The following is a 12865-nucleotide window of genomic DNA, read 5'->3' as shown; positions in this document are numbered from 1 at the left end:
ACTGAGGCCCGCTTCGATTTTCGCTTTTCGATTTTCGGCAGTCGGAGGCTATCGAGCTCCGTCGCCGGACGCAACTGACTGCACGAGAGCTTCACGAGCTTCCGGGGGAATAATTTCCCAATTGCCCGTGGGCTTGGTGGGGAGCGTGCCATTCCGCGTCACGAAATCAATCAGCAGGTCGCGGACTTCCACGGCCGACTGAAAAAGAATCGGCGCATGCCGAAGCATGGTGTACTGTCCGCCGCCGGCATAACGATAGCTGTTGACGGCGAGTCGTAGTTTCTGTTGCGGCTGGAGCGGCTGGTCATGGAATTTCAAATCCACGATGCGGCTGCCCGGCGGCCGGCGCAAATCAATTTTGTAGGAGACGCCCTCGGCCATGTCGTAGTTGTAGCCGAACAGCTTTCCGCTGGTCAGGGGAGTCCCGGGTGCAACCGGCCAGCCTTGGAAATATTCGGCTGCATGTTCCAGGGCCAGCTTCAGGGCCTTCCCGGTCATTTCCACGGTGTAGAGAGTGTTTTCGTAAAAGTAGAGCGAAGCGATCTGGCGCACGGTAACAGGCCCCGCTGGGATTTTGGCGGCTGGATTGAAGACGGAAGCCAAGGCCACATCCGCCTTGCCGTATTCCATCTCTGCCTTCAGTATGAGATCCACGAGGGGGTTATCCTCATAGCGCGCATTCTGCGCGCTGAGTGTTTTGTCCACGCGCGCGATCGGCGTCTCGAGATACTTCTGCGTGGCTTCTTCGTGCTCCCTCGTCATCACCAGGATTTCGGGGTCGGCAACAACCTCGTCCGTTACCCGGATGACCTTGCTCTGTTTTGCTTCCACCTTCCAGCGCCCGTCGCGCCTGCTCAAACTCAGATCCACTTGCGCCACTGACTGCGCCCAATTCTTCGGCTGGGTCAGCAGAACCCCTTTGACGAACCGTCCCTCCACTTCCTGATGCGTGTGACCGAAGATGATGGCGTCAATCCCTGGAATGCTGTGAGCGAGTTCCCATACGGCATTCTCCCCAGGAACCTGCCCAGGATGAATCTGGCCCGTCTCCGTATCGCGGTCCAAACCCGAATGGACAATCAGGATGACGACATCAGCTCTCTCCCGGTTTCGCAAAATGGAGACGAATTTGCGCGCCGTGGAAACAATGCCTTGAAACTTATAGCCCGTATAGTGTTGGGGCAGCTCCCAGCGAGGAATACCGGGTGTGGTGAGACCCAGAATCCCCACCCGCACACCGGCAACCTCCTTGACCAGGTATGGCGGAAAGGCGCGCACCGGGTCGGCATAGACCCCGCGGGTATTGGCGCTGAGCCAGGGAAATCTTGATTCCTTCTTTGCCTTCCATAGCGCCTTCAGCCCAAAATTGAATTCGTGATTTCCCACAGCCATTGCGTCATAGCCCATCCGGTTCATCACCAGGACGACCGGGTTGGGCCGCTCCAGGTCTCTGCGACTGAAGTAGTAACCCAGCGGCGTCCCTTGAATCGTATCGCCACAATCCACGAGCAGCGTGTTCGGATTCTGAGCGCGAATGCTCTGGATGATGGTAAAGGCCTTGGCCAAGCCGCGATTGGCCGGCTGGTTTCGATAATAGTCCAGCGGCCAGATATTGGCGTGCGTATCGGTGGTGGCGGCGATGGTGATCCGTACTTCTTCCGCTGCCAGGGGAGCGACGGCAAAAAAGAAAAGCAGAAGCAGGATGGCGGAGCGTCGGAAAAAAGCTAGCGTCGTTCCAACCGGACGGAACCTGCGATCCTTACGGGCAAGGCCGTGTCCCTCACTGTTCGACGATGGGCGGCAATGGGACGAGAACGGTTGGATCAGCGAGAGCATCGGCTTCAGCCCTAGACTTTGCCCGTCAGCAAGGCCTTCTTGACCTCGCCAATGGCCCGCGTGACATCAATATCGCGAGGACAGGCATCCACGCAGTTGAAGATCGTCCGGCAGCGCCAAACGCCGTCGCCTCCATTGAGAATGGCCAGGCGCTCCTCCTTTGCTGCATCGCGGCTATCAAAGAGGAAGCGATGGCCCTGCACGATCGCGGCCGGTCCCAGATAGTCCGGGTTTGCCCAGTAGGAGGGACAGGCAGTGGTGCAGCAAGCACAGAGAATGCATTTGGTGGTGTCGTCAAAACGCTCGCGCTGGAGGATGCTTTGGCGGCGCTCCTTATCGGGGTCAGGGTCGCCCGGCTGCAGATAAGGCTTGATGCCGCGGTATTTTGCAAAGAAAGCGTCCATGTCCACAATTAGGTCCTTGATGACCTTGAAGCCGCGCAGGGGCTCGATGGTGATGCGCCCACCCAGGTTTTTGATGAGCTCGCGGCAGGCCAGCCGGTTCCGGCCATTGAGGAGCATCGCGTCCGAACCACAAATGCCGTGACCACAGGAGCGGCGGTAAGCCAGCGTTCCGTCTTGATGCCACTTGACCGTATTCAGGACATCGAGGAGGCGGTCGGTGGGCTCGGCTTCGACCGTGTAGGACTCGAAGTGAGCTTCCTTGTCCCTGGCCGGGTCGAAGCGCTTGATCTTCAGGGTAATTTGCATCGTGGTTCCCTATCTTTCGCGCCGGACAGATTCAATATTTCCGCTCCTGCGGCTGATACTTCGTAATGACCACCGGCTTATAGGTCAATCGTGGTCCCTTGTCCGTCTGGTAGAAGAGAGTGTGCTTGAGCCACTGAGCGTCGTCGCGCTGGGGAAAATCCTCGCGATAGTGCGCCCCGCGGCTCTCGTCTCGCGCCACGGCGCCGACGACGATCGTTTCGGCCAGATCGATCAAATACCCCAGCTCCAGGGCCTCCAGCAATTCGGTGTTGAAAACCGAGCCTCTGTCCCGCACCCGAACCTGCTTGTACCGCTCGCGCAGCTCGGCGAGCTTCGCCTGCATGGCCTTTAGCTGCGTTGCGTCGCGGAAGACCGATGCCTTGTCCATCATATCGTTCTGGAGTGTCTCCCGGATGGCTGCGGCCGATTCCTTGCCGCTGGCGGTCCGCAACGCCTCAATCTGCTGCCGAGCGAAGCCGTCCGGCTCGGGAGGAAGTGGCGGCCAATCCGCGGCATTCACCAGCTTCAGCATGTCCCGGCCGGCGCGCCGTCCAAAAACCAGGATGTCCACCAACGAGTTCGTCCCCAAACGATTCGCGCCGTGGACGGAAACACAGGCCACCTCCCCGGCAGCATACATGCCCGGAACGACCGTATTCTTCTCGTCGCACAGCACCCGACCGTCCATGTCGGTCGGGATGCCCCCCATGGGATAATGCGCGGTGGGTTGCACCGGAATCGGCTCCTTCACCGGGTCAATACCAAGGTAGGTGCGCACAAAGTCGGTGACGTCGGGCAATTTTTCCTCGAGGATTTTGCGGTCAAGGTGGGTCAAATCCAGATGGAAATAGTTTTTCCCGTCGATCCCCAATCCGTTGCGGGCTTCCAGGTACATGGCCCGGGAGATGATGTCGCGAGGCGCCAGATCAAGCAGCGTAGGCGAGTAACGCTGCATGAAGCGCTCGCCCTTGCGGTTGCGCAGGATGCCGCCTTCCCCACGCGCCCCCTCGGTGATGAGGATGCCCATCTTGTAGATGCCCGTGGGGTGGAACTGGAAAAATTCCATGTCCTCCAACGGGATGCCCCGGCGAAGGCAAATGGCCATCCCGTCGCCCGTCAGCGCGTGGCCGTTGGACGTAATCTGATAGATGCGCCCGCAACCCCCGGAGGCAAAGAGCAGCGCCTTGGCGTGGAAGAGGTGCAGCTCGCCCGTGGCTGCCTGGATGGCGACCACCCCGACCGCGCGACCATTCTCCAGCAGGACGTCCACCACCTGGAATTCGTCAAAGAAGTGCACTTGCTGCTTGATGCACTGCTGGTAGAGCGTTTGGAGAATCATGTGACCGGTACGGTCAGCCGCATAGCAGGACCGGCGAACAGGTGCCTTGCCAAATTCTTTCGTGTGGCCGCCGAACCGCCGCTGGGCAATCCTTCCGTCCTCGGTGCGGGAGAAGGGTAGCCCCATATGCTCGAGGTCATAGACGGTCTCAACCGCCTCGCGGCACATCATTTCGGCGGCGTCCTGATCCACCAGGTAGTCGCCTCCCTTTACCGTGTCAAAGGTGTGCCACTCGGGGTGGTCCTCTTCCATGTTCCCGAGCGCCGCCCCAATTCCACCCTGGGCGGTGCCGGTGTGAGAGCGGATCGGGTAAAGCTTGCTCAAGACCGCCAGATTGCATTTGCCGGCAAGCTGCACGGCGCCCATCAACCCCGCGCCGCCGCCTCCGATGATCACTGCATCATATCTATGAATTTCAGCCACCGGTTGACCCCGTTAGACTTTCGGGACGAAAGTCAAGATCGTGTACGAACCTAGAATGTAGATAACGAAAGCGAGCAGATAAAGCACAGCGAGGGTGGTGGTGCGGCGGCCGCCCGGACGAAAGTAGTCGTCCACCAGCACACGCGCCCCATTGAAGCCATGAAGCAGCGCCAGGGAGAGCATCAGCCAGTCGTAAATCCGCCAAAAGGGCAGCGCGTAGCGCCGAGCGACAAAAGCGTAATCAATCACATCCACGTTGTTGATGATATGCATGACGGCCAGATGAATGAGCGCCATGAAGAGCAGCACAACCCCCGAGACGCGCATAAAAATCCATGCGCTCAACTCCAAGCCCCCCAACGGCCGAATATGTCCACCTGCTCCGCTGATTCCCATGGTCGTTCTCCTGGTTCCCTTCCGATTCATCTCTCCTGGAATCACTCCCGCCGATCTTGTCCCAAGCCAGCCATTTCGATTCTCTCCGGATTCGGCCGCGCCGCAACGCGCCAACAGCGCTAGAATTTCACAAACGACTTAAGCATCCACAACGCGCCGGGAACAAAAATGACGGTGAAAAGAACCATCTCAGCATAAAAAAGCGCCCGCTGCTTCCTCCCCAACTCCGGCCAGAAATCCAAAATCGTGATCCGGATGCCGTTGATCGCGTGATAGAGGAGCGCCGCCGCCAGGGCGATTTCTCCATAGCGAAAGAGCGGCAGCCGGTAGAGCGCCATCACCTTGTTGTAAAGTTCAGGGCCATAGCAGATGAACATCGTGTCCACTACGTGGATGACAAAAAACAACAACACGCCAATGCCCGTCACCCGGTGCAGCACCCAGGCCAACTGGCCGGGGCCTCCGCGATAGCCGAGCCAGGCAAAAATTCCTCCGCGACCTTCGTCCATGTCGAGCCTCCTCCGGAAACAGCTTGCGGTTGCCTCGGCACCCGCGCCCGCACTCAAGGCAGAAGCCAACGTCTGCCCTCGGTCAAAAGGAATTCCCCGGTCCGCCGCAACGGCCTCCCGCCTTCAGCATCTGCGGACTTTCTTGGCAGTCTTCTGGGGACGTAGCGCACAAACATCCTTCTTCGAACGGGGCGGCGGGATAGAAAGGACAACCTCTCTATATGCGGTCAGGCGGGGCCATCGAATACGCCCGCTTCCCTTGTCCCGACTCGTCGGAACTAGAGAGAATCCATATCCTACACAAAGCAAAAGTCTCGTTCAACTTCGTTCTGAGCATCCTTTCATCGAGGAACATGAAGAGCGCACCGTTGCCCGGCGCGGTATATTGTGGCATTCTGTCTTCCCCGTATCCCGGAGGGTCCTCACCATGCCGCGTGCTCTGTCGTCAGGGTTTGTCGGTTTCCTTATACTCGCGGCCATTCCGCTTGGGTCTCGCCCAGCTCAAGACTTGAAGGAGCGCGCGCAAAGGATCCAGCGCGAAGCGATTGTCGTGGATACGCATGCCGATACCCCGCAACGCATGCTGGATGAAGATTTCGATTTGGATCACCGTGACCCCGAAGGTGCTATAGACATCCCCCGCATGAGGGAGGGCGGGTTGGACGCGACGTTTCAATCCATCTGGGTCAACGTCAGGACCCAGGGTGCCCCGGCTGTCGAACGCTCGCTCAAACTCATCGATGCCGTGCGCGAACAGGCCCGGCGTCACCCGGACAAGCTGATGCTCGCCACCACCGCTGAGGATATCCGCCGCGCCAAACGCCAGGGAAAAATCGCGTTGCTCATGGGCTTGGAAGGCGGGCACATGATAGACAGCGACCTGCGTTTGCTCCGGACGTACCACGCGCTTGGCGTGCGGTATATGACCCTGACGCACAGCAAGAACACGGATTGGGCCGACAGCTCTACCGACACCCCGGCCCACGATGGCCTTTCTGACTTTGGCAAAGCGGTCGTGCGCGAAATGAACCGGCTGGGCATGATGGTGGACATCTCCCATGTTTCCGACAAGACCTTCTACGATGCCGTTGCCACCTCGAAAGCGCCGCTCATCGCCTCCCATTCCTCCTGCCGCGCCTTGAACGACCACCCGCGCAACATCAGCGACGACATGATCCGCGCTCTCGCGAAAAACGGCGGGGTCATGCAAATCAACTTTTACGCCGGGTTCCTGAACCAAAAGTATCTTGATGAATCCCGCAAGCACCGAGACCAATTCAGCAAACGGCGCGACGCCATTGAGGCGAAGTATGCGAGCGACCACAAGAAACGCGCGGAGGAGATCCGGCGGCTCGACATCGAAAATCACCGTTCGCTTCCCAAGGTGGCCTGGACGGACATCGTGGATCACATCGATCACGTCGTGAAACTTGTCGGTGTGGACCATGTGGGTCTCGGTTCGGACTTCGACGGGGCTGACATGCCGGAGGGAATGGAAGATGCCTCCCGCCTTCCGCAATTGACGGAAGAACTTCTGCGGCGCGGGTACAGCGACGGGGACATCAAGAAAATTCTGGGTGGGAATGTGTTGCGCGTCATGGCGAAGGTAGATAAAGTCAGCCGGCTCGAGCACTCGGCGCCTTGAGTATTGGATTTCGATCTCAGCTCGGAAACTTGGAATTTCAGATTCGAGTTATCGTATTTCAAAAAAACGGAGATATGCAAACATGGATCGAACGTGGTTTTGCCTCCCGGCTGTCGTGACTCTTCTCGTCACTGCCTTCCTTTGGGCGCAAGAACCGGCTGCGCCGTCGCCCGCCAGCCCGCCCGCTCAACCAGCGCGCGAGGACGGCCTTTACGCAACCCTGGAGACTTCTTTGGGAAACATCGTGGCGCGGCTTTTCGAAAAAGAGACGCCCGCCACCGTCGGAAGCTTTGTAGCTCTTTCCAAGGGCACCAAGCCCTGGACGAATCCAAAAACCGGGGCGCAGATGGTCGGCAAACCGCTTTATTCGAACGTGCTTTTTCACCGCGTCATCCCGGGCTTTATGATCCAGACCGGCGATCCCAAGGGCGACGGCACCGGAGACGTCGGCTTCACCATTCCCGATGAATTCGACCCCAGCCTCCAATACGACCGTCCCGGGCGGTTGGGCATGGCCAACATCGGCCAACCCAACACCGGCGCTTCCCAGTTTTTCATCACCCTTGTCCCCACCATGCCCCTCAACTACAAGCACACCATTTTTGGGCAAGTCATCGAAGGCCAGGAAGTCGCGGAAAAAATTGCCGCTGTTCCGAAAAAGCGCAACAGCATGGGGGAGATGGCCTCACCGGTTACGCCTGTTTATCTAAAGAGAGTGGTCATCGAGCGTGTCGGCCCGGAGCCGGAAAAGCCCAAGCCAACGGCGCGCAAGACGAAGCCCGCCTAGTCCCGTTCCAACTATTTGGGGCCATTTTCCGCAAGCCACACGGCATCCTTTATTGATCATACAGGATCGAGATGTATAGGCTCATTAAGTTGGAACGGCGCTAGTCGCGTCGTGCCCGGCGCACGTGTTCGTTTCCCCTATCCACTTCGAAGTGTGGAAACCAGGGCGACCCTTGCCGCCCCAGCATAGCTCTCTTCCCGACCGCCATGTGTGACGGGGCCGTAAAGATTTGCAAGAAACTTGCAACAGACTGTCAGGACAGGGGGTTAGGAACTGAGAACAAAGTTGCATGAGCTTCTTGCCTTTTAGGGTAGAATAGGCGTAGAAAATTGCTTGCCTTGGCACCCCAGCCTGGTTTTTTGCCCAGCCTTGAACAGATGGAGTCGAGCCATGCTTGTCCTCGCTGTTGCGCTTGCTTGGTTGTCACTGTCCGGGCTGGTGTCGTTGGTGGCGCTTCGTCGCGGATTGCCGGCCGTTGAATTCTTTGCGGTCTCGCTTCTCATCAGCCCCGTCCTCGCCCTTCCCTTCGCGATGCTTTTTCGTGACCCGGAAAAAATGATCCGCGCCGGCAAGGCGCGTCGCTGTCCTTTTTGCCAGCACGTGGTCAAGATCAAAACGGAAATCTGTCCGCACTGCGGCCTGGGGATTCCAAGCGCCTCCGAACGGCTGCAGGATTCGGCCCGGGCATCCATCCAGCCGGAAGCCTCCGTGCCGAGCAAGGTTGCTGAGCCAGCTCCGGTTGGGGTCGCCACAAGGGCCCAAAAAGATTTTGAGGCGAGACGAGCCGCCACCGCAACAACCGCCGTCCACACTGACGCCCTCAAGGTCGTCAAGATGCGCGCGCCGCAACCCGCGACTGAGCCCGCCACCGTGGCTTCGTCTGGCCGGCCGGAGGAGCGACTTGTCGAGGACGAGTCCCGTCGTCTCGCCCTTTCCCCCTGGAAAAAGCCTTCGACGATCGCGGCGCTTACTTTGGTCGCAATCCTGATGTTCACCGGGATTGGGTTGCTGGTTCGCGCTTCGCGCCAGCGCGCGGCCGCAGCGGCGCCGGAACTTTTTCAAGCGGAAGTAGCTGTCTCCACTCCAACCTGGGTGGCATTGTTCTCGGATGAGGAAAAGGTATTTGTCGGCGCTCTCGAACCCGGCAAGAGCATGGTCTTTTCGGCAAAACAAAAACTCACCGTCTCCGCCGAGACCCCCGACAACGTCACCGTCAAAGTCAACGGCACACCAGCCGTCTTCCTCGGGCAGCAATTTTCCACGCTGGTCGTGCGCAAAGGCGAGGCCATGACCCGATCGCACTGATCGGCGCGGCGGCCCAGACTTTCGCGTGGGTGGCATGCATCAACAATAATGGGCGGGTCAGATCGGCCCGCCCATTGGAGCCCGTTGTTTGCTTCGGATTTCAACCGCCGCCCGAAGCTCTGCGCTACAGTTTCATCACCTCAACCAATTCTTTGACGCCCGCGGCCGATTTCTTGAGGGCGGCATCTTCTTCCGGCGTCAATTTGATCTCGATGATTTGCTCGACGCCCCTCGCTCCCAGTTTCACCGGCACGCCCACAAAGACCCCTTGGATGCCGTATTCACCTTCCAGATAGACCGAACAGGGCAGGATTTTCTTCTTATCTTTGAGGATCGATTCCACCATCTCGGCGACCGCCGCCCCGGGAGCGTAATAGGCGCTCCCCGTCTTGAGCAAGGAAACAATCTCGCCCCCGCCCTTGCGGGTGCGCTCGACAATGGCGTCTATTTTCTCCTTCGGCAGGAGTTCCGCCAGAGGGATGCCAGCCACGTTGGTGTAGCGGACCAGCGGCACCATGTCGTCGCCATGACCGCCCAGAACGAACGCAAAAATGTTTTCCACAGAAACGTTCAGCTCCATGGCGATAAAAGCACGGAAGCGAGCCGTGTCCAGCACTCCGGCCATTCCGAGGACGCGGTTCTTGGAAAAACCGCTGATCTTCCACGCCGCTTGCGCCATGGCGTCGAGCGGGTTGGTGACCATGACGAGAATGCTATTGGGTGAATACTTGACGCATGGCTCGACGACCGCCTTGATGACCTCGTAGTTCTTCATCAAGAGGTCGTCGCGGCTCATGCCCGGCTTGCGCGGAAAACCGGCGGTGATGACGATAATGTCTGAATTGGCCGTGTCCTTGTAATCGTTCGTGCCCCGGATGAATGCATCGTATCCCTCAATCGGCCCGGTTTCGAGCATGTCGAGGCCTTTCCCTTGAGGAAGCCCGTCAATGATGTCCGTCATTACGACGTCGGCTAGCTCTTTGTTGGCAATGAGCTGCGCCACCGTCGCCCCCACGTGCCCTGCTCCAACCACTGTCACTTTTCTGCGCATAAATCCGCTCCTCAGTAGTGAAATCTACTTCAGCCACCGGAATAGGTTGAGGATAATGAGACAGATGATTGCGCCCCAAAAGTAGCCACCGAACATTGCGCCCGCAAATTTGTCCCCCGTCCTTCCAAATATCCCGGATCCCACCTTCGATTTAACCAAATACAAATGCTGGCCGTGTTGGGTTGCTGAGAAAAACATCCCAACAAGGATGACCTGGTATATCCAATGACCGCTCACATAAGCGACTGTGACTTGCGATAATCCCAGCGCAAGGATCGCGCCGGCGATTATTCCATATCCGATGGTCGCGAAGAACTGCCGAGGCAGCGCATCGCCGAACAGTTCGCCTCTGCTCTCAGCGACCTCGACTATCCTGTCCGATTTCCTCTGTGCGAGCAGGCCAATTGGAAGTGGTAAAACCATGTTTGCCACTACCAGCGCAACGTAGGTGCCGACAGCCCATAAAACAAATCTAATCATGGATAAGAAATACCTGTAGCTGAACAGTTCGAACTACCGCGCGGCGACAACCTCCTGCATGTTCTCGACGATGGCAGAAGCAAACTCGCTCGTCCGGAGCTTTGTGGCGCCCGGCATCTGCCGCTCGAGGTCGTAGGTCACGCGCTTCTGTTGGATGGTGCGCTCGATTCCCTGCTCGATAAGCCGGCCGACTTCCTTCCAGCCCATGTATTCGAACATCATCGCCCCGGAAAGAATCAACGAGCCGGGATTGACCATGTCCTTGTCGGCGTATTTGGGCGCGGTGCCGTGGGTCGCCTCAAAGACGCCAAAGCCGTCGCCGATGTTTCCGCCCGGCGCCATCCCGAGACCGCCTACCTGCGCCGCGCAGGCGTCAGAGATGTAGTCGCCGTTCAGATTGGGCGTGGCCAGAATATCGTATTCATCCGGGCGGAGCAAAACCTGCTGAAACATCGAATCGGCAATGCGATCGTTGATTTGGATCTTCCCTTCTGGAATTTTCCCGCCCAGGTTGTTGGTCACCTCCTCTTCGATAACGGTGACGTTCGCGAATTCTTCTTTGGCCACTTCATAGCCCCACTGGCGGAAGGCGCCCTCGGTAAATTTCATGATGTTGCCTTTGTGCATGAGGGTGACGCGCTTGCGGCCTGTCTCCAGGGCATATTGAATGGCCCGCCGCACCAACCGCTTCGATCCGAATGGCGACATCGGCTTGACCCCAACGCCTGAGTCAGAACGAATCTTCTTGCCGAGGCTGGCGACAAATGCAATCATGCGCTTCGCCTCCTCGCTCCCGGACGCCCATTCGATGCCGGCGTACACGTCCTCGGTATTCTCGCGGAAGACCACGATATTCATTTTCTCCGGATGCACCACCGGCGAAGGCACACCCGCAAAGTAACGCACAGGCCGCCAACAAACGTATAGATCGAGCACCTGGCGCAGGGTGACGTTCAAGCTGCGGATCCCGCCGCCGACCGGGGTCGTAAGCGGACCCTTGATGGCGATGCGAAAATCGCGGATCGCTTCCACCGTGTCGTCCGGCAGCCAGGTATTGAACTTCTGGAACGACTTTTCTCCGGCAAAGATTTCATACCAGACTATTCGTCGTTTTCCTTCGTAGGCCTTCTCCACCGCCGCGTCAAATACACGCGAGGCGGCTTTCCAGATATCGCGGCCGGTTCCGTCACCTTCAATAAAGGGAATCAACGGGCGATCCGGAACGCTGAACTTGCCGTTGGCATACAGGGTCGGCTGGCCATCCTTGGGTACGGGGTTTTGATTGTAGGAATCTCTCGGCACAACATCCTCCCGGGCACGATCTTAATGGGAATACCAAATTAAGCGCGGCGTGAAATTCGGGGAACGCGAAAAACCACGAAAACCGATATCAAAAGAGCTTCGTCCACTCTCCTGGCGGCGCATGCCCGGCCGCAGACGGCGGAAGCTATCCGGCGGCATGCATCTGCTTGATGTAGTTCAGCAGCCCGCCAGCCAGCACAATTTGCCGCTGTCGTTCGCTGAGCCCGTGCTTGACCGGGAACGTCGTGCCCTTGGCCAGGTTCTTGATGACGAGTGGCTTGTCTTCAGCGAGCGATTTGCGAACGTCGGCGATTTGCAGGCGGTCGCCCTGTTCCAATTTCTCGTAGTCGGCCTCGTTCGTGAACTGCAACGGCAGAATCCCGAAATTGACCAGGTTACTCCAATGGATGCGGGCGAACGACTTTGCCAAAACAAACTTGATGCCAAGGTACATCGGCGCGAGCGCAGCATGCTCGCGGCTCGAACCCTGGCCGTAATTGGAGCCTCCCACGACGAAGCCGCCGTGTCGCTCCTTGGCCCGCTCGGCGAATTTCTCATCCACCCGGGCGAACACAAACTGGGAAATCGCCGGAATGTTCGAGCGCAACGGCAGGATCTTGGCGCCCGCCGGCATGATGTGGTCGGTCGTGATATTGTCGCCCACTTTGAGGAGCACCTCGCCTTCGAGCTGCTCGCCGAGTGGCTGGGCGATGGGCAGCGGCTTGATGTTGGGCCCCCGAAGTACTTCCACGGTTTCGGGCTTGTCCGCGGGCGGAAGAATCATGCGGTCATCGATCAAGTACTTGTCCGGCAACCCGACGTCAACGGGCGCGCCGAGTTTGCGCGGGTCGGTGATGACGCCGTAGAGCGCCGTCGCCGCGCAAGTCTCCGGGCTGGTGAGATAGACCTTCGCGTCAGCCGTTCCGCTCCGCCCCTCGAAGTTCCGATTGAAACTGCGCACCGAAACCCCGCCTGAGGGCGGCGCCTGGCCCATCCCGATGCAGGGCCCGCAGGCCGATTCCAGAATGCGCGCCCCCGCGGAAATCATGCTGGTCAGCGCGCTCGCCCCGATGAAATCGGGG

The 12865-nt window shown here is 58.7% G+C and carries 12 protein-coding genes; 3 read left to right on the top strand and 9 right to left on the bottom strand.

The genetic code is table 11. The features are described 5' to 3' along the window. Positions 1-48 precede the first annotated feature (48 nt). The 5 genes from VIH17_04400 to sdhC all read right to left on the bottom strand — a co-directional run bounded on the left by VIH17_04400 (position 49) and on the right by sdhC (position 5213). A complete protein-coding gene (locus tag VIH17_04400; GenBank protein HEY4682474.1) occupies positions 49-1836 on the bottom strand; it encodes a 5'-nucleotidase C-terminal domain-containing protein in 1788 nt (595 codons plus the stop codon). Between the two features lie 11 nt (positions 1837-1847). Further along, positions 1848-2546 (bottom strand): succinate dehydrogenase iron-sulfur subunit, encoded by a 699-nt coding sequence (locus tag VIH17_04395; protein ID HEY4682473.1) that lies wholly within the window; start codon positions 2544-2546, stop codon positions 1848-1850. Between the two features lie 31 nt (positions 2547-2577). After that, complete coding sequence (gene sdhA / locus VIH17_04390; protein ID HEY4682472.1) at positions 2578-4308, bottom strand: succinate dehydrogenase flavoprotein subunit; 1731 nt, start codon at positions 4306-4308, stop codon at positions 2578-2580. A 12-nt stretch (positions 4309-4320) separates the two neighbouring features. Beyond that, a complete protein-coding gene (locus VIH17_04385; protein ID HEY4682471.1) occupies positions 4321-4704 on the bottom strand; it encodes a succinate dehydrogenase hydrophobic membrane anchor subunit in 384 nt (127 codons plus the stop codon). 119 nt (positions 4705-4823) lie between these two features. Beyond that, positions 4824-5213 (bottom strand): succinate dehydrogenase, cytochrome b556 subunit, encoded by a 390-nt coding sequence (gene sdhC, locus VIH17_04380; GenBank protein HEY4682470.1) that lies wholly within the window; start codon positions 5211-5213, stop codon positions 4824-4826. 427 nt (positions 5214-5640) lie between these two features. On the opposite strand from sdhC, the gene VIH17_04375 reads away from it, so the two are divergent. The 3 genes from VIH17_04375 to VIH17_04365 all read left to right on the top strand — a co-directional run bounded on the left by VIH17_04375 (position 5641) and on the right by VIH17_04365 (position 8950). Further along, positions 5641-6858: a dipeptidase gene (locus VIH17_04375; protein HEY4682469.1), complete on the top strand. Its 1218-nt coding sequence runs from the start codon at positions 5641-5643 to the stop codon at positions 6856-6858. 82 nt (positions 6859-6940) lie between these two features. Then, on the top strand, positions 6941-7645 hold the full coding sequence (locus VIH17_04370; protein ID HEY4682468.1) for a peptidylprolyl isomerase: 705 nt from the start codon (positions 6941-6943) through the stop codon (positions 7643-7645). A 390-nt stretch (positions 7646-8035) separates the two neighbouring features. Next, complete coding sequence (locus VIH17_04365; protein ID HEY4682467.1) at positions 8036-8950, top strand: zinc ribbon domain-containing protein; 915 nt, start codon at positions 8036-8038, stop codon at positions 8948-8950. Positions 8951-9074: 124 nt separating this feature from the next. On the opposite strand, the gene mdh is transcribed toward VIH17_04365, so the two are convergent. The 4 genes from mdh to VIH17_04345 form a co-directional block, all read right to left on the bottom strand. Then, a complete protein-coding gene (mdh, locus tag VIH17_04360) occupies positions 9075-10001 on the bottom strand; it encodes a malate dehydrogenase (GenBank protein ID HEY4682466.1) in 927 nt (308 codons plus the stop codon). A 24-nt stretch (positions 10002-10025) separates the two neighbouring features. Next, a complete protein-coding gene (locus VIH17_04355) occupies positions 10026-10481 on the bottom strand; it encodes a hypothetical protein (protein ID HEY4682465.1) in 456 nt (151 codons plus the stop codon). A gap of 33 nt (positions 10482-10514) precedes the next feature. Continuing rightward, entirely contained in the window at positions 10515-11783 is a 1269-nt protein-coding gene (gene icd / locus VIH17_04350) for an isocitrate dehydrogenase (NADP(+)) (protein HEY4682464.1), read from the bottom strand. Positions 11784-11928: 145 nt separating this feature from the next. Beyond that, positions 11929-12865, bottom strand: a 937-nt coding sequence (locus VIH17_04345; GenBank protein ID HEY4682463.1) for an aconitase family protein, incomplete at its 5' end; no start/stop codon positions are given.

Source organism: Candidatus Acidiferrales bacterium (assembly GCA_036514995.1).
GTDB lineage: Bacteria > Acidobacteriota > Terriglobia > Acidiferrales > DATBWB01 > DATBWB01.
The sequence above is the reverse complement of the archived record's forward strand: the minus strand, read 5'-3'. Positions and strand labels throughout refer to the sequence as shown.

What these genes read in the sequence shown, in the direction of transcription:
- sdhC (HEY4682470.1), bottom strand. Translation starts at nt 5,213, where the DNA reads ATGGACGAAGGTCGCGGAGGAATTTTTGCCTGGCTCGGCTATCGCGGA.
- VIH17_04385 (HEY4682471.1), bottom strand. Translation starts at nt 4,704, where the DNA reads ATGGGAATCAGCGGAGCAGGTGGACATATTCGGCCGTTGGGGGGCTTG.
- VIH17_04365 (HEY4682467.1), top strand. Translation starts at nt 8,036, where the DNA reads ATGCTTGTCCTCGCTGTTGCGCTTGCTTGGTTGTCACTGTCCGGGCTG.
- VIH17_04375 (HEY4682469.1), top strand. Translation starts at nt 5,641, where the DNA reads ATGCCGCGTGCTCTGTCGTCAGGGTTTGTCGGTTTCCTTATACTCGCG.
- VIH17_04370 (HEY4682468.1), top strand. Translation starts at nt 6,941, where the DNA reads ATGGATCGAACGTGGTTTTGCCTCCCGGCTGTCGTGACTCTTCTCGTC.
- VIH17_04400 (HEY4682474.1), bottom strand. Translation starts at nt 1,836, where the DNA reads ATGCTCTCGCTGATCCAACCGTTCTCGTCCCATTGCCGCCCATCGTCG.
- mdh (HEY4682466.1), bottom strand. Translation starts at nt 10,001, where the DNA reads ATGCGCAGAAAAGTGACAGTGGTTGGAGCAGGGCACGTGGGGGCGACG.
- VIH17_04355 (HEY4682465.1), bottom strand. Translation starts at nt 10,481, where the DNA reads ATGATTAGATTTGTTTTATGGGCTGTCGGCACCTACGTTGCGCTGGTA.
- VIH17_04395 (HEY4682473.1), bottom strand. Translation starts at nt 2,546, where the DNA reads ATGCAAATTACCCTGAAGATCAAGCGCTTCGACCCGGCCAGGGACAAG.